This window comes from Ramlibacter sp. Leaf400, assembly GCF_001424545.1.
Taxonomy (GTDB): domain Bacteria; phylum Pseudomonadota; class Gammaproteobacteria; order Burkholderiales; family Burkholderiaceae_C; genus Ramlibacter.
The window spans coordinates 1-17374 of the sequence record NZ_LMQL01000007.1 but is presented as its reverse complement, the minus strand read 5'-3'; the positions used below and the strand labels follow the sequence as shown (position 1 = coordinate 17374).

Genomic DNA, 17374 nt, shown 5'->3' with positions numbered 1-17374 from the left:
CCGCGTCCTACGGGCGCCCTGCGGGGCGGCCGATGGCTTTCGCCGGGGCGCTGCCTAGATTGGGTGGCATGCCGGACCTTCGCGCCGGCGCCCCAGGAGCGACTCCATGGCAACCGTAGAAGACGTCATGACCCGCAGCCCGCGGACCATGACCCCCCAGGACACGCTGGTCGACGCGGCCAAGGTGATGGATGAACTGAACATCGGCGTGGTGCCGGTGTGCGACGGCGATCGCCTGTGCGGCGTGGTGACCGACCGCGACATCGTGGTGCGCGGCCTGGCCCGCGACGTCGACCCCAGGACCTGCAAGCTGTCCGACGTGATGAGCGGCCACGTGCGCACCGCGCGCCAGGACGACGACGTGGACGAGGTGCTTGTCGAGATGGCCAACGCCCAGGTCCGCCGCATGCCGGTGGTGGACGGCCAGGATCGGCTGGTGGGCATCCTGTCCATCGGCGACATCGCGGCCAAGAGCCCCGAGGACGAAGGCGACGTGGGCACTTCGCTGGGCGACATCTCGTCGCCGGCGGAGCCGGACCGCAGCGAGCCGCAGTCCATGCAGGTGCCGTCGCAGAAGGCCTCCCAGAAGCAGAAGCAGAAGGGCTGAGTCCCCTTCCCGTCATTCCCGCGAAGGCGGGAATCCAGTGCTTCCGTCTTCCTTGCGCCCCTTGATCCCCGTCTCCGTGGATGACGGGTTGGGCGCTGGCACACCCGTTGCTTCGTCTCCCACGAAGGAGCAACGCATGAACCGCAACGACGTCACCGAGAAGATCATCGCGACCAAGGTCGCGCAGGGCATCCGCTGGGCCGATGTGGCGGAGAGGCTCGGCCAGTCCAAGGAGTGGACCACGGCCCTGTGCCTCGGTCAGATGACGGCCAGCCCTGAACAGGCCCGCATCGTCGGCGAGGTGTTCGACCTCACCGAGGAAGAACGCAAATGGCTCAAGGTGGTGCCATACAAGGGCTCGCTGCCCACCGCGGTGCCGACCGATCCGCTGATCTACCGCTGGTATGAGATCGTCAGCGTCTACGGCGCCACGATCAAGGAGTTGATCCACGAGGAATTCGGCGACGGCATCATGAGCGCGATCGACTTCTCGATGGACATCACGCGCGAGGCGGATCCCAAAGGCGACCGCGTGAACGTGGTGCTCTCGGGCAAGTTCCTCCCGTACAAGACCTACTGAAGGCCGCTTGCGATGGCGCAATGGAAAAAGGCCGCCCTGCGGCGGCCCTCCCCGTCGTGGCCGCATTCACGGCCGACGCATCGCTGCGTGCCAGCCCGTTACTGGGTCGAAGCCTTCTTGCGATTGGCGCTGCGGGCCTGGCCACCCTTGCGGCCGGCCTCGCGCGCTTCCTCGGAAGTGAACTCGTGGGCCGTGCCCTTCTCGTGGGCGGCCTTGCCACCCTCGCTGGCGATCTGGCGCTGGCGTTCCGGGTCCATGGACGCGAAACCTCGGTTGGACTTGCCGCCCGTGCTGCCTTGATTGTTGGATGCCATCTGGGTACTCCTGAAAAAAGCTTGGGGTAGTTGCATGGGGGCAAGCTGCCCACCATGGACGGGATTGGGCGTGCAAAGCAGAGGCCCTCTCGTCAGGGCCTTGTGGCGAGCGCTGTAGGACTTGGCCTTGCTGGGTTACATCCCGACAAAGCCTGTATCGGCTGCTAGCGTTTTGGGAGCACGGAGGCGCGCAACCGATGCAGCAGCAAGTGCCCTTCGGTGGACTCGGAACGACGCGCGTGAGGGTCGGCCAGCAGTCTGTCCAGCAGGCGCGAGACCTGCGTGGAGGAAGGTTCGACCGCTCCGAAGAAGCACGCGCGATCGCCGTGCGCGACAAGGAGCGTGGGAAAAGTCTCGATGTCCAGCTCGCCGAGCGCGTCGGCTTCGTCCTCGACATCGACCCAGTCGAAGCGGACCTGGGGGAACGACCGCGACAGCGTCTCGAAGACGCCTTCCCATTCGCGGCACACGCCGCACCACTCGGCACACAGGCAGATGGCCTGCCAGCCCGGATCGTGCGAGGAAGAGGAGGGCGCGGCGGTCATCCGCGGCAGTCTAGCAATCGCCGCGCGGCCGGCCTGTCAGGGGTGCTCGAAGAAGAACGTGACTTGCCCTGCGCGGCGATGTGGCTCAGGCATACGTGATCCAGCCGCGCAGGTCGGGTGCGTCCAGGTGCGGCAGGCAGTTGAAGCTGACGAGCATGTGGCGCTTGGGCGTGAAGGCGAACTCGGTGACCGACGTGTTTCGGATGCGCAGGTTCAACTCGATCGTCGTCTCGGGGCTGGTGCCCAGCACGTGCCCGACCGCGGTGGAGATCGGGCCGCCGCTGGTGACGACCAGCACCTTCTGCCCATAGTGGTTGGCGCGCACGTGGTCGAGCGCGCCGGACACGCCGGCCACGAAGTCGGTGTACGAGGGCATCCCGCGCGGACGGGTCGCTCCGGCCATCCAGCGGGCCAGGCCGTCGCGCAGCATGCGGAAGTGGTGGCGGTAGGCCTCGGGCGTGTCGGGTCTGGCCAGCGGCTCGGGGTGGAACGCGGCGATCACCGCCTCGCTGTCGTACTCGTTCAGGCCCTCCCAGGCGAGGTGGTCGCCGGCCCGGTCCATGCCCTGCAGGATGCCGGCCAGGGTCTGCTTGTGGCGGCGCAGGGTGCCGGCGATCAGGCCGTCGAACTGCAGCCCCTGGTGCGCGAAGTACTCGCCCAGTCGCACGCTCTGGCGATGGCCGAGCTCGCTGAGCTGGTCGTAGTCGTCGGCCCCCAGCGAGGCCTGGCCGTGGCGAACGAGATAAAGGGTGCCCATGGAGGCGATTCTGGCAAGCCGCGGCGGGCGAAGCCGGTCCCGGGGGCGACTGGGTCCGCCCGGGCGGTCACCTACGCGATGACGCGCCGCGATCCTGCAAGCCGGGCCAGCTCGGCTGACTCAGATTGCCGGCGTGGCAACGACAAGGAGACGACATGGCCCGCTACGGCAAGAAATCCCAGGAAAAGGTCGAAGACGCGATGCATGAATACAAGCGCGGACAGCTCAAGAGCAGCTCCGGGCAGAAGGTGACCAATCCGAAACAGGCCGTGGCGATCGGCTTGTCGGAGGCGCGCAGCGAAGGGGGGAAGGTTCCGGCGAAGAAGGCGGGGGCGAAGAAGGCGGGGGCGAAGAAGACGGCTGCGAAGAAGACGACGGCGAAAAAAGCCGCTGCGAAGAAAACCACCGCGAAGAAGACGGTCGCGAAGAAGGCAACTGCAAGGAAGTCGCCTGCGAAGACGTCGGCCAGGAAGGCGCCTGCCAGGAAGTCCGCGGCGAAGAAGTCGACGGCCCGCAAGACGACTGCGAAGAAGGCCAGCGCGAAGAAGGTAAGCGCGAAGAAGACGACGGCGAAGAAGAGCACCGCCCGGAAGACCACGGCCAAGAAGTCCACTGCAAGGAAGACGACCGCCAAGAAGACGGCGGCGAAGAAATCCGCGACGCGGAAGACGGCTGCCAAGAAGAGCAGCGCCCGCAAGAGCACCTAAGGTCGTCGTCCCCGCGGAGGCGGGGACCCAGTGCTTTCAATTGCGCTGCGAAGGCGGAAGCACTGGATTCCCGCCTTCGCGGGAATGACGGGCTGTGCGGACGACGAGCTGCGTGGGCGCGCTATCTCAGGCGCGCACGGCCCGCAGCTCGGCCACGGCCGCCGGCGACGCCCCATCATTCGCCGCCGCCCCCACCCGCCCCCGGATGTGGTTGCGCGCCAGCAGCTCGGCGCTGGCCAGGGCGGCCTCGGGGCTGTCGAACAGGCCGCCACCGCAGAGGTGGGCGCAGCAGCCGGGTTCTTCGCACAGGGTGGCCAGCCAGAAGCTTCCGGGCCGGCTGCAACACAGCTTCGCGAAGCCGAGGTAGCGGCCGCTGCCGGCGCCGATCTCGGTGGCGGAACTGGCGATGTGGTAGCCGTCGAAGGGTCCGGTGACTCGGTCCATGGATGTGCTCCTGCGCTCCCGGGCGTTTTGGTGGACGGCCACTCTAGGTCGGCAGCTCGGATGCCGGTGTAGGACAAGGCCGACGCCGTGTCAGCCGGCGCCGCTAGAGCCCGGCCGACTCCAGGCGCACCGAACCGCGCGGCCCGAGCAGGGTGGCGCACAGGTTGGCCGGCCCTTCGCCGACCGCCACGCCTTCCAGTCCGATGGCGTCCAGCGCACGCCGCAGAAGAGTCGCCTGCGGATGAGTCAGTGCCAGCGAGCGGAACGTGAGTCCCGCATCCGGCAGCGCCGCCGCCGGGTGCACCTCGCCCCACTGGATGAGCGTGGGCAGGCAACCGTCGAACAGCCGCTGGCCATCGGGACGGATGCTGATCTGCCACTGCAGCAGGCCGCGTGCCGTCATCCGCGACGCCTCGACCCCCTCGCCCCGGTCGATGCCCAGCCGGGCCAGCGCCGCCACGGCGGCCCGCAGGTCGGGCACGCGGACCACCCAGTGCGCCAGGCGCGGCCCGCTCTCGCGCACCGTGGACTGCACGGCCGGCTCGTCCATGTCGAACCAGCGGCGGCGACCTTCCTGCGGGCCGGCCGCCGCCGGGTTGCGGGCGATCACCTCGAAATACGCGAGCGGATGGTCCACGCTGGCGACGCGCAGCAGCCGGTTGTGCGTGCCCATCAGCGGGTGCTCGCCCCCGGGCCCGGGCGCGACGCCGAGCGTTCGTTCGCACCAGGCCGCGCCTTGCTCCAGCGTGTCCGCCAGCACCACCAGGTGGTCGACGCGGGCCAGGCCCGTCACAGCCGCACCTGCCCTTCGATGCAGGTGACCGACTGGCCGCCGATCCAGATGTCCCCGGCGGCGTCGCGCTCGACGTGCACGCGGCCGGCGCGGCCCAGCGCCGTGCCCTGGGCCACGACGTAGCGCTCCGGTGCGAGGCCCGCGCCGATGAGCCACTGCGCTAGCGCGGCGTTCAAGCTGCCGGTGACCGGGTCCTCCGCCATGCCGTTGTTGCCGGGGAAGAAGGCGCGCACTTCGAAGGCGCATTCCGCCCCGGCCTCGTGCGAGGCGACGACGCCCACCTTGCCGCGCGGACCGACCACCCCGATGTCCAGCCCCGCCAGCACGTTCCCGTCGGGACGCAGCCCCAGCACCTGCTCGGCGCTGCGCAGCATCACGCCGCGCCAGTTCGGCCCGTTGTCGCACCAGGCGTGGGCCACGATGTCGCCGCGCGGCACGCCCAGCCCTCGCGCGATCAGCGCCAGGTCGGCCTCGTCGAGCGGGCCGCCCTTGCGCAGCGGCGGCGCGGCGAAAGCGAGCCGGGCGCCGTCGCGGCGGATCTTCACCAGGCCGACGCCGCACTCCTGCACCAGGTGCCCGGCCTTGGGTTTCCCGCCCGCGGCCAGCCAGGCGTGGGCACTGCCCAGCGTGGGATGGCCGGCGAACGGCAGCTCGCGGCCGGGGCAGAAGATGCGCAGCCGGTAGTCGGCCTGCGGGTCCTCTGGCGGCAGCACGAAGGTGGCCTCGGACAGGTTGGTCCAGTTGGTGAACGCCTGCATCTGCCCGGTGGACAGGCCGGTGCCGTCCAGCACCACGGCGACCGGGTTGCCGAGATAAGGCGTGGCGGTGAAGACGTCGACTTGCTGGAAGGGGCGGGAGATCATCGGGTCGCTCCGGTCAGGACAGGGGAAGGTCGAGCACGCCGCGCGCGGCCGGCAGGGCGAGCACCTGCCCGTACCAGGCGTCCAGCCGCGGACGCGGGCGTGCCGCCAGCGGCAGGCCGCGCCAGCGGTGCACCTCGCAGGCGATGGGGATGTCGGCGATGGTGAGGCGGTCGCCGGCGATGAAGGGGCGGTCCTGCAGTTGCGCTTCGAGCAGGTCCCATAGCGGCTCGGTGGCCGCGACGGACGCGTCGACCAAATCCTGGCGGCGCTGCGGCGCGGCCACGCGGATCAACTGCACGAAGGCATCGCGGCCCGCGGGGTTGAGCGTGGTCTGCTGCCAGTCCATCCAGCGCTCGGCGTCGAAGCGCTCGCGCAGGTCCTGCGGGTACAGGGTGCCGTCGCCGTGGCGTGCCGCGAGGTAGCGCACGATCACGTTCGATTCCCAGAGCTCGAAGCCGTCGTCGTCGAGCAGCGGCACCAGCGCGTTCGGGTTGCGCGCCAGGTAGTGCGGCGTGCGCACGATGCCGAAGGTGCCGCCGGCATCGGTGCGCTCGAAGGGCAGCTGCAGCAGCTGCAGCGTGAGCACCACCTTGCGCACGTTGATGGACGACAGGCGCCCCCACAGGCGGATCATGGCCGCGGGCCCATCTCGCGCAGGGCGCGCGCCAGCGCCGCGATGCCGGTGTCGATCTGGTCGACCGTCGCGGTGACGAACGACAGGCGCAGCGTGCGCAGCGCCTCGGGGCCCTCCTGCTCGCCCGCGTAGAACGCGGCGCCCGGCACGAAGGCCACGCCCGCCTCCACCGCACGGGGCAGCAGGTCCACCGCGCTCACGCCCTGCGGCAGCCGGGCCCACAGGAACATGCCGCCTTCGGGCGCGTTCCACTGCACGTCCAGTCCCTTCATCTCGCGCGCCAGCGCCGCCAGCATGGCGTCGCGCTGCGAGCGGTACAGGGTGCGGATGCGCGGCAGGTGGCGATCCAGGAAATCGCCCTCGAGCACGCGGGCGGCCATGCGCTGGTTGAAGCTGGGGCTGTGCAGGTCGGCCGCCTGCTTGGCCTGCAGCAGCTTGGGGTAGAGCGCGGGCGGCGCGACCAGGAAGCCCAGGCGCAGGCCGGGCGCGAGCACCTTGGAGAAGGAGCCCAGGTAGATGCAGCCGTCCGGGTTGCGCGCCGACAGCGGCGCCGGCGGCGGCCGGTCGAACCACAGGTCGCCGTAGGGGTTGTCCTCGACGATGGGCAGGCGCAGGCGCGCGCACAGCTCGGCCAGCTCGGCCCGGCGCGCCTCGCCCATGGTGCGGCCGGTGGGGTTCTGGAAGTTGGGCAGCAGGTAGAGGAAGCGCGCGCCTTCGGCCTTGGCTTCCAGGTCGTCCAGGAGCACGCCGCCGTCGTCGCTGCGCACGCCCAGTGCCTGCGGCTCCATCGGCGCGAAGGCCTGCAGCGCGCCCAGGTAGGTGGGCGTCTCCACCAGCACGCGCGAGCCGGGGTCGAGCAGCACCTTGGCCACCAGGTCCAGGCCTTGCTGCGAGCCGGTGGTGATCAGCACCTGGGCCGGATCGACCGCCCACGGCAGCAGGGACGCGACCTGCTCGCGCAGCGGCGCGAAGCCCTCGCTGGCCGCGTACTGCAGGGCCGAGGGGCCGTCTTCCTTCAGCACCTGGGCGCAGGCGGCGGCGAACTCGGTGACGGGGAAAGTGGCCGGCGAAGGCAGGCCGCCGGCGAAGCTGATGATGCCGGGCCGCTCGGTGACCTTGAGGATCTCGCGGATCACCGAGGGGTTCATGCGTTCGGCGCGGCGCGCCAGGGTCCACGGGGTGGGCAGGTCGTTCGGTTTCATGCGGGCTCCTGGGAAGGCTGGGGGCGCACCGGCATCCGCTTGCCGATGAACACGGTGGCGATCACCGCGAGGGCGAAGGCCAGGGTGGTGGCGTCCAGGGTCTCGCCGAGCAGCGGCACCGCGAACACCATGCTGAGGAAAGGCTGGACCAGCTGGACCTGGCTCACGCGCACCGTGCCGCCCATCGCCAGGCCACGGTACCAGGCGAAGAAGCCCAGCCACATCGAGAACACCGCCACGTAGCCGAAGCCCCACCAGGCGGAGGACGGCATGGGCGTGCGCGGCGCCGACCACCAGGCCAGCGGCAGCGTGAGCGGCAGCGAGATCACCAGCGCCCAGCAGATCACGTGCTCGGCCCGCATGCGCTGCGACAGGCGCGCGCCCCAGGCGTAGCCGACGGCCGCGCAGGCGATGGCGGCCAGCAGCAGCAGGTCGGCTGCATGCAGGCCCGTGCCGCTGCCGCCCTTGAGCAGGGCGAAGCCCACCACCAGCACGCTGCCGAGCGCCGCGCAGAGCCAGAATCCGGCGCTCGGCCGCTGGCGGTGCAGCCAGGCGCCCATCGCGGCGGTGGCCAGCGGCAGCAGGCCCACGATCACGCTGGCATGCACCGCCTGCACGTAGCGCATGGCGATCGACGTGAGCAGCGGGAAGCCGAACACCACGCCGGCCGAGGTGATGGCCAGCGCCGGCCAGTCCTGGCGGCGCGGCAGCGGCGCGCGGGTGGCCAGCAGGAAGGCCGCCGACAGCGCCGCCGCGACGACGGCGCGGCCCAGGGCGATGAAGACGCCGGACATCTGCGGCGCGTCCGGCGTGCCGACGGCCAGCCGCGTCATCGGCAAGGTCATGGCGAAGATGGTGACGCCCAGCAGGCCGAGCCAGAGGCCGCGAATCTCCTGCGGCTTCATGCCAGCACCATCCACACGGCGGTGGCCAGCAGCACCAGGGCCAGCGCGCGGTTGAACCAGAGCAGCCGCGTCCCGTGCGAGAGCCAGCCGCGCAGCATCGAGCCGGCCAGCGCGTAGGCGAAGTTGCTGACGAAGGCGAACACCGGCACGACGAGGCAGATGATCGCCAGCCGCTGACCGGGGTTGGCGGCGGGCTGGCCGGCGGCGTTGACCACCCAGCCTGCGCTGAGCGTGAGCGCCAGCAGCCAGGCCTTGATGTTGACGAACTGCAGGCCGATGCCCTGCGCGAAGCCGACGTCCAGGCGGTCAGTGTCGGCCTCGCCCAGGCGGCCGGAGCCGGACAGTTTCCAGGCCATCCAGCCCAGGTAGGCGGCGCCGGCGTACTGGATGGCGCTGCGCAGCGCGGGCAGGCCGGTGACCAGCGCGCCGACCCCCAGCCCGCAGGCCAGCATGAGCATCACCCAGCCGGCGGGCACGGCGAAGCAGAAGCGCAGCGTGCGGCGCAGGCCGTGGTTGGCCGCGATCGCCGTCGACAGCGTGGTGTTGGGCCCCGGCGAGAAGCTCATGGCGGTGCAGAACGCCAGCAGGGCCGTGAGTTCGGCGGCGCTCATCGCAGGGTGGCCGGTTGCCTGTGCATGCGCAGCACTGTAAGCTCGGTGCCCAGTACACCGCCAGTACAGTTGGCCGGATCAGATGGACTTCTGTATTGGCGGATCGACCGATACACGGGGCCCGCCCATGCTGATGAAAACCTCCTCGCAGTCGCTCACCGAGCAGCTGTCCGGCCGCTTCGCCCAGCGCATCCGCGACCGGCTGCTGGCGCCCGGCGCGCGGCTGCCGTCGGTGCGCCAGTGCGCGCAACAGCAGGGCGTGAGCCCCTCCACCGTGGTGGCGGCCTACGACCAGCTGCTGGCGCAGGGCCTGGTGGAAGCGCGCAAGAACCGCGGCTTCTTCGTTCGCGAGCTGGCGCAGCGGCAGGAGGACGCGGCGGCTCCCGCCCGCGAGCGCCGACCCGACGCCTGGGCCACGGCCACCGGCTTCGCTGGGCCGCGCACGCCGATCGACGCCACGGCGCTGATCCGCGGCATGTTCCACCGCGTCAGCGCCAAGCCGCAGCCCGGCATGGGCGTGTTCCCGCCGGAGTGGCTGGAATCGACCTTCATGCCGGCGGCGGTGCGCAAGGTGACGGGCACGCGCGCGCTGCAGTCCTTCTCGCTCCAGTACGGCGAGCCGATGGGCGATTCGGCCCTGCGCCAGGCGCTGTCGCAGAAGCTGGCGGCCCTGAACGTGCCGGCCTCGCCGGACCAGATCATCACCACGGTAGGCGCGACGCATGCGCTGGACATCGTCAGCCGCAGCCTGTTGCGCCCCGGCGATCCGGTGATGGTGGAGGAGCCGGGCTGGGCGGTGGAATTCGCGCGCCTCACGGCCCTGGGCATGCGCCTGCTGCCGGTGCCGCGCCGCGCCGACGGGCCCGACCTGGAGGTGATGGCCAAGTACTGCGAGGCGCACCGGCCCAAGCTGTACGTCAGCGTGAGCGTGCTGCACAACCCGACCGGCTACTGCCTGACGCCCGGCGCGGCACACCGCGTGCTGCAGCTGGCCAACCGCTACGACTTCCACATCGTCGAGGACGACACCTACAGCCACATCGGGCCCGAGCACGCGACGCGCCTGTGTGCGCTGGACGGCCTGCAGCGCACGCTGCACGTGAGCGGCTTCGCCAAGATCCTGGCGCCCAACTGGCGCGTGGGCTTCGTCGCGGCCCATCCCTCGCTGGTGGAGCGGCTGCTGGACACCAAGCTGCTGTCCACCCTCACCACGCCCGCGCTGCTGGAGCGGGCGCTGTCGCTGTGCATCGAGCAGGGCCAGCTGCGCCGGCACGCCGAGCGCATCCGCACCCGGCTGGACGCGGCGCGCAGCCGCAGCGTGAAGCTGGCCATGAACGCCGGCTGCCGCTTCGCCGCGGAGCCGGCCGGGCTGTTCGGCTGGGTGGATACCGGCGTGGACACCGATGCGCTGGCCCAGCGCATGCTGGACGAGGGCTACCTGCTCGCGCCCGGCGCGCTGTTCCATGCCGAACGCAAGCCCGGCACGCTGATGCGGATCAACTTCGCGACCACGCAGGACGCGACTTTCTGGCGCAAGTACTCGGAGCTGGTGCGGCGCATGTGAGCGCCGGGCTCACAGCATCTCGTCGGGCGCGAACGGGGCGAGCAGGTTGACCAGCAGCTTCAGCTTGGTCGGCGCCTCGGGTTCGCTGGTGGCGTCCTTGAAGGGCGCACCGGGCGGCGCCCGCCAGCGCAGGCTGCCGTCCGCGAGTTCGAGGCGATAGGCGCCGCGCGCGAAGCTGCTTTCGAGCAAGGCCGCGCTGGCCTGTGCGAGCGCCGGGCTGCGGATGACCAGGGCGACCTCGCTGTTCTTCAGCTGCGAGCGAAGGTCCAGGTTCATGGAGCCGATCACCGACAGGTTGCGGTCGATGATCACGGCCTTGGAATGCAGGCTGGCGCGCGAGGTGCCGCTCTTGGAGCCGCCGGCCGCGCTGCCGAGGCTGAGGCCGCTGCCGCCGCCACTGCCACCGCTGCCCGACGACCCGGCGCCGCGGCCTTCCAGCCCGGCCGAAGCGGGATCGGCCCGCATCTCGTACAGCTCCACGCCCATGGCCACCAGCTCGGGCCGGTAGCGGCGGTAACCCGCATGGGCCGCCGGCGCGTCGTTGGAAGCGAGCGAGTTGGTCAGCACGCGGATGGCGACGCCGCGGCGGCGCATCTCGGCGAACTGCTTCATCATCTCAGCGCCCGGCACGAAGTAGGGCGAGATGATCAGCAGCTCGCGCCTGGCTTGCTGCATCAGGTTGAGCAGGCCGTCCACGGTGGTGTCACCGCGATCCACCTCGTCGTCGCCCGGGCCGACCTTGCCGGGCTTGTCCACCATCAGCGCGGCCGGCGCCCAGGTGATCGGCACCCGGCTCAGGTCCAGCGGCGGACGGCGGGCGGAGACGACCTCGGTGGGCGTCACGTTGGGCAGGACGGTGCTGGTGGGGGTGACGGCGACCGCCGGCGCGCCGGGCGCGGCCTCGCTCTCCGAGCGCGCGGGGTCGCCGCGCGGCGGGCCCGCGTCCTTGCGCAGGCGCTCCAGGTCCTTCGGATCGAGCAGCGTCTGCACCGGATAGGCCAGCTCGTTGTTCCAGTAGCGGTCGAAGCTGGCCGACATCTGCCGCACGATGGGGCCGGCCGCCAGCACGTCGAGATCCACGAAGTTGCTCTTGTCGTCGCCGCCGAAGTAGGCGTCGCCGAGGTTGCGCCCGCCGGTGATGCCCCAGGCGTTGTCGGCGATGAAGAGCTTGTTGTGCATGCGCTTTTGCATGCCCTCGACGTCGTGCAGTGAACCCAGCACGCGGGTGAACAGCGAGCCGCGCGAGCCCGGCACCGGGTTGAACAGGCGCAGCTCGACGCCGGGAACGAACGCCAGCCGCAGCACCTGGGCGTCCTCGCCCACGGTGTTGAAGTCGTCCAGCAGGATGCGCACGCGCACGCCGCGGCGGGCGGCGGCGCGGATGCGGTCCAGCAGCACCTCGGTGCTCGCATCGGCGTGGATGGCGTAGTACTGCAGGTCCAGGCTGCGCTGCGCGCCTTCGATCAGCGCCAGGCGGCTGGTGAAGGCGGAGTCGACAGTGTCCAGCAGCGTGAAGCCCGACTCGGCCCGCGCCTTCGCCTGGACGCGGCGGGCCTGAACGAGCTTGCCCAGGGCGGTGTCGTCCGGAGTGGCGAAGGCCTGGGAAGGCGTGCGCTGCACGTTGGCCGGCAGGCTGGCGCAGCCGGCGGCCCAGGTGGAGAGCGCGACCAGCACGAACAGGCGCCACAGCCAGCCGTGCCGGTGGCCGGGGTTCGATCGGAAGGAGGTCAGCGCGAGCATTGCCTGGCCACTGTAGATGCAGGCTTGGCCGCGCGGGGGCCGCGCAAGGTCAGCGGTGACCGCCAGTTGGCGACGGCGCAGCCCTACAGCGAACCCAGCGTTTCCCAGCGCTCCAGGGCGACCATCAGCTCATCCTCGATGGCCGCGCCGCGCGCGGCGAGCTGCGCGGCACGGGCGCCGTCGCGCGCGTACAGCGTGCCGTCGGCGAGTTCGGCGTTGATGGCGGCCTGTTCCTGCTCGAGCGCTTCGATGCGGCCGGGCAGCGCCTCCAGTTCGCGCTGCTCCTTGTAGCTGAGCTTGCGCTTTGGGGCGGCGGGCGCCGCTGTCGCTGCGGGCGCCGGCGTTTTGGCGGGCGGGGGGGCAGGGGCGGTTGCGGCCGCCGACGCCCACTCGCGCGTGCGTTGCGACTGCAGCAGCCAGTCCTGCACGCCGCCTTCGTACTCGCGCCAGCGGCCCTGGCCCTCGAACGCGATGGTGCTGGTCACCACGTTGTCGAGGAAGGTGCGGTCATGGCTGACCAGGAACACCGTGCCCTCGTAGTCCTGCAGCAGGTCCTCCAGCAGTTCCAGCGTGTCGATGTCCAGGTCGTTGGTGGGCTCGTCCAGCACCAGCACGTTGGCGGGCCGCGCGAACAGGCGGGCCAGCAGCAGCCGGTTGCGCTCGCCGCCCGAGAGCGACCGCACCGGCGAATTGGCGCGCGCCGGCGAGAAGAGGAAGTCGCCCAGGTAGCTCTTGACGTGCTTGCGCTGCTTGCCGATCTCGATCCATTCGCTGCCCGGGCTGATGAAGTCCTCCAGGGTGGCGTCGAGGTCGAGCGCCTCGCGCATCTGGTCGAAGTACGCCACCTGCAGGTTGGCGCCCTGGCGCACCTTGCCGCCATCGGGCGCCAGCTCGCCCAGGATCAGCTTGAGCAGGGTGGTCTTGCCCGCGCCGTTGGGGCCGACCAGGCCGACCTTGTCGCCGCGCAGGATGGTGGCGGTGAAGTCGCGCACCACGACACGCGGGGGCGCCGAGCCCGAGGGATCGGGGAACGACTTGAAGACGTCGTCCAGTTCGGCGACCAGCTTGCCGCTGGGCGCGCCGGAAGCGACTTCCATCCGCACGCGGCCCACCGCCTCGCGCCGCGCCACGCGCTGCTCGCGCAGGTGCTGCAGCCGGGTGATGCGGCCCTGGGCCCGCGTGCGCCGGGCTTCCACGCCCTTGCGGATCCAGACCTCTTCTTGGGCGAGCAGCTTGTCGGCCTTGGCGTTGACCACCGATTCCTGCGCGAGCTGGTCTTCCTTGAGCACCTGGTAGCGGGTGAAGTTGCCGGGGTAGGAGCGCAGCTGGCCGCGGTCCAGTTCCACGATGCGGGTGGCCACGCGGTCCAGGAAGGCGCGGTCGTGGGTGATCGTGATCACGCTGCCGCGGAAGTCGATCAGCAGGCCTTCCAGCCATTCGATCGCGTCCAGGTCCAGGTGGTTGGTGGGTTCGTCCAGCAGCAGCACGTCGGGCTCGGCGACCAGCGCCTGGGCCAGCGCGACGCGCTTGCGCGTGCCGCCGGAGAGGGTGCGCACGACGGCGTCGGGCGCCAGCCGCAGGCGGTGCAGCGTCTCGTCGACGCGCTGCTCCCAGTTCCAGCCGTCGTGCGCCTCGATCTGGCCCTGCAGCAGGTCGAGGTCGCCCTGGCCGTGGGTGTAGCGCTCGATCAGGTCGATCACGGGGGCGAGGCCGGCCTTCACGCTGTCGAAGACCGTCGCGTCTTCTTCCAGCGCCGGCTCCTGCGCCACGTAGGCGGTGCGCAGGGCCTGCTGGAACTGCAGGGTGCCGTCGTCCAGCCGCTCGAGGCCGGCCAGGATCTTGAGCAGCGAGGACTTGCCCGCGCCGTTGCGGCCGATCAGGCCCACGCGCTCCTGGGACTCCAGTGCGAACTGCGCCTGGTCGAGCAGGGGGACGTGGCCGAAGGCCAGATGGGCTTGCGAGAGGGTGATGAGGGCCATGGAGCGCGCGATTATGGGCGCCGGCCCGCTGTGGTCGAGCTGCTAGAGTGGGCCGACAAGGAGGATGGGCCATGCAGCTGTCGATCAATGGCCGATGGGTGGAGGCCGACGTCGAGCCGGCGATGCCGCTGTTGTGGGTGCTGCGTGACGTGCTGGCCCTGACCGGCACCAAGTACGGCTGCGGCGTCGCGGCCTGCGGCGCGTGCACCGTCCGCGTGGACGGGCAGCCGGTGCGCTCCTGCGTCACGCCGGTGTCGGCGGTGGCGGGGCGCAAGGTGGTGACGATCGAAGGCCTGGGCTCCGCGTCCTCACCCCATCCCCTGCAGGCCGCCTGGATCGCCGAGCAGGTGCCCCAGTGCGGCTACTGCCAGAGCGGGATGCTGATGGCCGCGGCCGCCCTGCTGGAGCGCAAGCCAAAGCCGACCGATGCGGACATCGACGAGGCCATGACCAACCTTTGCCGCTGCGGCACCTACCAGCGGGTGCGTGCGGCGATCAGGCGCGCCGCGGGGATCAAGGCATGAAGCGGCGCACGCTGCTGGTGGCGGCCACCGCCGGCACGGGGGCCCTGGTGGTCGGCTGGGTGGCCGCGCCGCAGCGCTCGCGGCTCGGCAAGGCCGGGCTGCTGGAGGCCTCGGACGGCGAGGTCGCCCTGAACGGCTGGATCAAGATCGCGGCCGACGGCGGCGTGGTGCTGGCGATGCCGCGCAGCGAGATGGGGCAGGGGGTCCACACCGCGCTGGCGATGCTGGCGGCCGAGGAGCTGGACGTGCCGCTCGCGGCCATTCGCATCGAGCAGGCGGGCAGCGACGCGATCTACGGGAACGTCGCCTATTCGGTGGTGAACCTGCCGTTCCACCCGATGGAGGTGGAGCGCGAGGACGGGTTCGGGCGCGTGAAGGCCAGCCGCTGGATCGTGGGCAAGGTCGCTCGCGAGATCGGCATCAATGCGACCGGCGGATCGTCGAGCGTTGCGGACGCCTGGCCGGTGGTGCGGCTGGCGGCGGCCACGGCGCGTGCGTCCCTGCTGGGCGCCGCCTCGCTGCAGTGGCGGCTGCCGCTGGAGGAGCTGACGGTGCGGCAGGGCGTGATCTCGCACGGCTCGGGCAAGTCGGCGGGCTACGCCGAGATGGCCCGCTTCGCCGCGGCGACGCCCTCGGGGAGCGTCGTGCTGAAGGAGCGCAAGGACTGGCGCCTGATCGGCCGGCCAGCGCCGCGGCTGGACGTGCCGGGCAAGGTGGATGGCAGCGCGGTGTTCGGGCTGGACGTGCGCGTGCCAGGGATGAAATTCGCGGCCGTGCGCCTGTGCCCCGTGATCGGCGGCGCGCCTGGGCGCGTCGACGCCTCGCGTGCGTTGGCGATGCCGGGCGTGGAGCGGCTGGTGATGCTGCCGGCCTATGGCGGATCAACCTCGGGGTTCGCAGTGATCGGTCGCACGACCTGGCATGCGCGCCAGGGGGCGGCGGCGGTGGAGGTGGACTGGCAGGGTCGGCCGGCGGGGGCGCTGGACTCGGAGCGGATCGCCAGGTCGATGCAGCAGGCGGTGGAGACGCAGCGCGGGTTCACCTTTCACCAGAGCGGCGACGTCGCGGATGTGGAGCGCCGTGCCAAGAGGACGGTGGAGGCGTGGTACCGCGCGCCCTACCTGGCCCACGCCACACTGGAGCCGATGAACTGCACGGCGAAGGTGGCGGACGGGCGGGTCGAGCTGTGGGCGCCGACGCAAGTGCCACAGCTGTGCCGGGCGGCGGCGGCGATGGTCGCCGGAGTGAAGCTGGAGGACGTCGACCTGCACGTGACGCTGCTGGGCGGTGGATTCGGGCGCCGGCTCGAAGTCGACTATGCGGCCCAGGCGACGCGTGTCGCGATGGACGTGCCGGGTTCGGCCGTGCAGTTGTCCTGGAGCCGCGAAGAGGACACGACTCACGACTTCTACCGGCCGATGCAGGTGGCGCGCCTGCGCGGCACGCTGGACGAGGGCGGCCAGGCGCTGTCGCTGCGGATCGAGTCGGCCGGCGATGCGATCTCGCCGCGCTGGTTCGAGCGGGTGCTGCCCGCCGGGCTGCGCACGACGCTGAGCGGGCTGCAGCTGACGGCGCCTGCGCTGCCGGGGGTCTCTTCCCTGTCAGGCCCGCTGGACCTGCCGGACAAGACGGCGGCGGAAGGCTTGTTCAACCTGCCCTATGGCATCCCGCACCAGAGGATGGACCACGTCGCGTCGCGGTCGGGGGTCCCGGTGGGGTTCTGGCGGTCGGTGGGCCATTCGCACAATGCCTTCTTCTCCGAGTGCTTCATCGACGAGCTGGCGCAGGAGGCGGGGGTGGATCCGGTGGAGTTCCGGCAGCGGCTGCTGAAGCATGCGCCGCGCTACAGGGCAGTGCTGGACCTGGCGGCGCAGAAGGCGGGGTGGGGCTCGGACTTGCCCACGGGGCGGGCGCGGGGCGTGGCGCTGCACGAGTCGTTCGGGTCCATCGTGGCCCAGGTGGCCGAGGTGTCGGTCGAGCAAGGACAACCGCGCGTGCATCGGGTGGTGTGCGCGATCGACTGTGGGACCGTCGTCAATCCGCAGATCGTGGCGCAGCAGATGGAAGGGGCGGTCGTCTTCGCGCTGAGTGCGGCCCTGCATGGGCGCATCGATGTGCGAGAGGGCGCAGTGGTGCAGAGAAACTTCCCTGATCAGCCGCTGCTCGCGTTGAGGCACGCGCCCCGCGTCGAGACCTGGATCGTGCCCAGTGAGCGGCCTCCCGCAGGAGTGGGGGAGCCTGGTGTGCCCCCGCTTGCCCCGGCCGTGGCCAATGCCCTGTATCGCCTAGCGGGACGGCGGTTCAGGCAACTCCCGCTTGGGCTCGCCACGGATGCGTAAGAAAGTGATTCGCGGCCGGAGCCCCTCCGATGGGGTGCTATAGTCGCGGGCTCCGCTGATGACGGCGCCGCAGAAATGCGATGCAAGACGACGGGGGAGAAAAAGGAAGTGTTGAGTTGATCGGGGCGCAAGTTTCGGTATAGAATTCAAGGCTTCGCTGAAAACGAATCGCGAGTGCTTCGACAAGAAGCGGCAAGCGAAAAAAATTCAGCAGCGGTTGACGGAACGCTAAAAACTCTGTCATAATCGAGGGCTTCGCTGATCGC

18 protein-coding genes are annotated in these 17374 nt (G+C 70.8%); 6 read left to right on the top strand and 12 right to left on the bottom strand.

Translation table 11 applies throughout. The features are described from left to right. Positions 1 to 106 precede the first annotated feature (106 nt). Both ASG30_RS06095 and cynS read left to right on the top strand, forming a co-directional pair. Complete coding sequence (locus ASG30_RS06095) at positions 107 to 607, top strand: CBS domain-containing protein (RefSeq protein ID WP_055894044.1); 501 nt, start codon at positions 107 to 109, stop codon at positions 605 to 607. Positions 608 to 743: 136 nt separating this feature from the next. Continuing rightward, positions 744 to 1187 carry a cyanase gene (gene cynS, locus ASG30_RS06090; protein ID WP_055894042.1) on the top strand — a complete coding sequence of 148 codons (444 nt, stop codon included), beginning with the start codon at positions 744 to 746 and terminating at the stop codon, positions 1185 to 1187. 98 nt (positions 1188 to 1285) lie between these two features. On the opposite strand, the gene ASG30_RS06085 is transcribed toward cynS, so the two are convergent. The 3 genes from ASG30_RS06085 to ASG30_RS06075 form a co-directional block, all read right to left on the bottom strand. Continuing rightward, positions 1286 to 1501: a KGG domain-containing protein gene (locus ASG30_RS06085; RefSeq protein WP_055894040.1), complete on the bottom strand. Its 216-nt coding sequence runs from the start codon at positions 1499 to 1501 to the stop codon at positions 1286 to 1288. Positions 1502 to 1665: 164 nt separating this feature from the next. Beyond that, positions 1666 to 2046: a thioredoxin family protein gene (locus ASG30_RS06080; protein WP_055894038.1), complete on the bottom strand. Its 381-nt coding sequence runs from the start codon at positions 2044 to 2046 to the stop codon at positions 1666 to 1668. 85 nt (positions 2047 to 2131) lie between these two features. Beyond that, positions 2132 to 2803, bottom strand: a complete 672-nt coding sequence (locus ASG30_RS06075) for a histidine phosphatase family protein (RefSeq protein WP_055894036.1) — start codon at positions 2801 to 2803, stop codon at positions 2132 to 2134. A 155-nt stretch (positions 2804 to 2958) separates the two neighbouring features. On the opposite strand from ASG30_RS06075, the gene ASG30_RS22070 reads away from it, so the two are divergent. Then, a complete protein-coding gene (locus tag ASG30_RS22070) occupies positions 2959 to 3510 on the top strand; it encodes a histone H1-like repetitive region-containing protein (protein WP_200947257.1) in 552 nt (183 codons plus the stop codon). Positions 3511 to 3636: 126 nt separating this feature from the next. Here ASG30_RS22070 and ASG30_RS06065 read toward each other — a convergent pair whose 3' ends face one another. From ASG30_RS06065 to ASG30_RS06035, 7 genes are all read right to left on the bottom strand, one after another. After that, the gene (locus ASG30_RS06065) at positions 3637 to 3954 is read right to left on the bottom strand and encodes a hypothetical protein (RefSeq protein ID WP_055894034.1); all 318 of its coding nucleotides are present in this window, start codon (positions 3952 to 3954) and stop codon (positions 3637 to 3639) included. A 103-nt stretch (positions 3955 to 4057) separates the two neighbouring features. Continuing rightward, positions 4058 to 4747, bottom strand: coding sequence for a VOC family protein (locus ASG30_RS06060; RefSeq protein ID WP_235579743.1), 690 nt, complete (start codon positions 4745 to 4747; stop codon positions 4058 to 4060). Then, a complete protein-coding gene (locus ASG30_RS06055; RefSeq protein WP_055894032.1) occupies positions 4744 to 5610 on the bottom strand; it encodes a PhzF family phenazine biosynthesis protein in 867 nt (288 codons plus the stop codon). Before ASG30_RS06055 ends, ASG30_RS06060 begins: the two co-directional genes overlap by 4 nt. 13 nt (positions 5611 to 5623) lie before the next feature. After that, complete coding sequence (locus ASG30_RS06050; protein WP_055894031.1) at positions 5624 to 6244, bottom strand: glutathione S-transferase family protein; 621 nt, start codon at positions 6242 to 6244, stop codon at positions 5624 to 5626. Beyond that, positions 6241 to 7446 (bottom strand): aminotransferase-like domain-containing protein, encoded by a 1206-nt coding sequence (locus ASG30_RS06045; protein WP_055894029.1) that lies wholly within the window; start codon positions 7444 to 7446, stop codon positions 6241 to 6243. Before ASG30_RS06045 ends, ASG30_RS06050 begins: the two co-directional genes overlap by 4 nt. Further along, the gene (locus tag ASG30_RS06040) at positions 7443 to 8351 is read right to left on the bottom strand and encodes a DMT family transporter (protein WP_055894027.1); all 909 of its coding nucleotides are present in this window, start codon (positions 8349 to 8351) and stop codon (positions 7443 to 7445) included. Before ASG30_RS06040 ends, ASG30_RS06045 begins: the two co-directional genes overlap by 4 nt. Then, positions 8348 to 8962: a LysE family translocator gene (locus tag ASG30_RS06035; protein WP_055894026.1), complete on the bottom strand. Its 615-nt coding sequence runs from the start codon at positions 8960 to 8962 to the stop codon at positions 8348 to 8350. Before ASG30_RS06035 ends, ASG30_RS06040 begins: the two co-directional genes overlap by 4 nt. 127 nt (positions 8963 to 9089) lie before the next feature. Here ASG30_RS06035 and ASG30_RS06030 point away from each other — a divergent pair, with 127 nt between their 5' ends. Further along, positions 9090 to 10526 (top strand): aminotransferase-like domain-containing protein, encoded by a 1437-nt coding sequence (locus tag ASG30_RS06030; RefSeq protein WP_055894024.1) that lies wholly within the window; start codon positions 9090 to 9092, stop codon positions 10524 to 10526. A gap of 9 nt (positions 10527 to 10535) precedes the next feature. Here ASG30_RS06030 and ASG30_RS06025 read toward each other — a convergent pair whose 3' ends face one another. Together ASG30_RS06025 and ASG30_RS06020 are read right to left on the bottom strand one after the other, a co-directional pair. Beyond that, positions 10536 to 12266 (bottom strand): phospholipase D-like domain-containing protein, encoded by a 1731-nt coding sequence (locus ASG30_RS06025; RefSeq protein ID WP_055894022.1) that lies wholly within the window; start codon positions 12264 to 12266, stop codon positions 10536 to 10538. Between the two features lie 83 nt (positions 12267 to 12349). Further along, positions 12350 to 14245 (bottom strand): ATP-binding cassette domain-containing protein, encoded by a 1896-nt coding sequence (locus ASG30_RS06020; protein ID WP_055894020.1) that lies wholly within the window; start codon positions 14243 to 14245, stop codon positions 12350 to 12352. 71 nt (positions 14246 to 14316) lie between these two features. Here ASG30_RS06020 and ASG30_RS06015 point away from each other — a divergent pair, with 71 nt between their 5' ends. Further along, positions 14317 to 14769, top strand: a complete 453-nt coding sequence (locus tag ASG30_RS06015; RefSeq protein ID WP_055894018.1) for a (2Fe-2S)-binding protein — start codon at positions 14317 to 14319, stop codon at positions 14767 to 14769. Then, entirely contained in the window at positions 14766 to 17108 is a 2343-nt protein-coding gene (locus tag ASG30_RS06010; RefSeq protein WP_055894016.1) for a xanthine dehydrogenase family protein molybdopterin-binding subunit, read from the top strand. The genes ASG30_RS06015 and ASG30_RS06010 overlap by 4 nt, the downstream gene beginning before the upstream one ends. Positions 17109 to 17374 lie beyond the last annotated feature (266 nt).

Bases quoted from the DNA above. Each gene is read 5' to 3' on its own strand.
- ASG30_RS06095 (WP_055894044.1), top strand. From the start codon at position 107: ATGGCAACCGTAGAAGACGTCATGACCCGCAGCCCGCGGACCATGACC.
- cynS (WP_055894042.1), top strand. From the start codon at position 744: ATGAACCGCAACGACGTCACCGAGAAGATCATCGCGACCAAGGTCGCG.
- ASG30_RS06085 (WP_055894040.1), bottom strand. From the start codon at position 1,501: ATGGCATCCAACAATCAAGGCAGCACGGGCGGCAAGTCCAACCGAGGT.
- ASG30_RS06080 (WP_055894038.1), bottom strand. From the start codon at position 2,046: ATGACCGCCGCGCCCTCCTCTTCCTCGCACGATCCGGGCTGGCAGGCC.
- ASG30_RS06075 (WP_055894036.1), bottom strand. From the start codon at position 2,803: ATGGGCACCCTTTATCTCGTTCGCCACGGCCAGGCCTCGCTGGGGGCC.
- ASG30_RS22070 (WP_200947257.1), top strand. From the start codon at position 2,959: ATGGCCCGCTACGGCAAGAAATCCCAGGAAAAGGTCGAAGACGCGATG.
- ASG30_RS06065 (WP_055894034.1), bottom strand. From the start codon at position 3,954: ATGGACCGAGTCACCGGACCCTTCGACGGCTACCACATCGCCAGTTCC.
- ASG30_RS06055 (WP_055894032.1), bottom strand. From the start codon at position 5,610: ATGATCTCCCGCCCCTTCCAGCAAGTCGACGTCTTCACCGCCACGCCT.
- ASG30_RS06050 (WP_055894031.1), bottom strand. From the start codon at position 6,244: ATGATCCGCCTGTGGGGGCGCCTGTCGTCCATCAACGTGCGCAAGGTG.
- ASG30_RS06045 (WP_055894029.1), bottom strand. From the start codon at position 7,446: ATGAAACCGAACGACCTGCCCACCCCGTGGACCCTGGCGCGCCGCGCC.
- ASG30_RS06040 (WP_055894027.1), bottom strand. From the start codon at position 8,351: ATGAAGCCGCAGGAGATTCGCGGCCTCTGGCTCGGCCTGCTGGGCGTC.
- ASG30_RS06035 (WP_055894026.1), bottom strand. From the start codon at position 8,962: ATGAGCGCCGCCGAACTCACGGCCCTGCTGGCGTTCTGCACCGCCATG.
- ASG30_RS06030 (WP_055894024.1), top strand. From the start codon at position 9,090: ATGCTGATGAAAACCTCCTCGCAGTCGCTCACCGAGCAGCTGTCCGGC.
- ASG30_RS06025 (WP_055894022.1), bottom strand. From the start codon at position 12,266: ATGCTCGCGCTGACCTCCTTCCGATCGAACCCCGGCCACCGGCACGGC.
- ASG30_RS06020 (WP_055894020.1), bottom strand. From the start codon at position 14,245: ATGGCCCTCATCACCCTCTCGCAAGCCCATCTGGCCTTCGGCCACGTC.
- ASG30_RS06015 (WP_055894018.1), top strand. From the start codon at position 14,317: ATGCAGCTGTCGATCAATGGCCGATGGGTGGAGGCCGACGTCGAGCCG.
- ASG30_RS06010 (WP_055894016.1), top strand. From the start codon at position 14,766: ATGAAGCGGCGCACGCTGCTGGTGGCGGCCACCGCCGGCACGGGGGCC.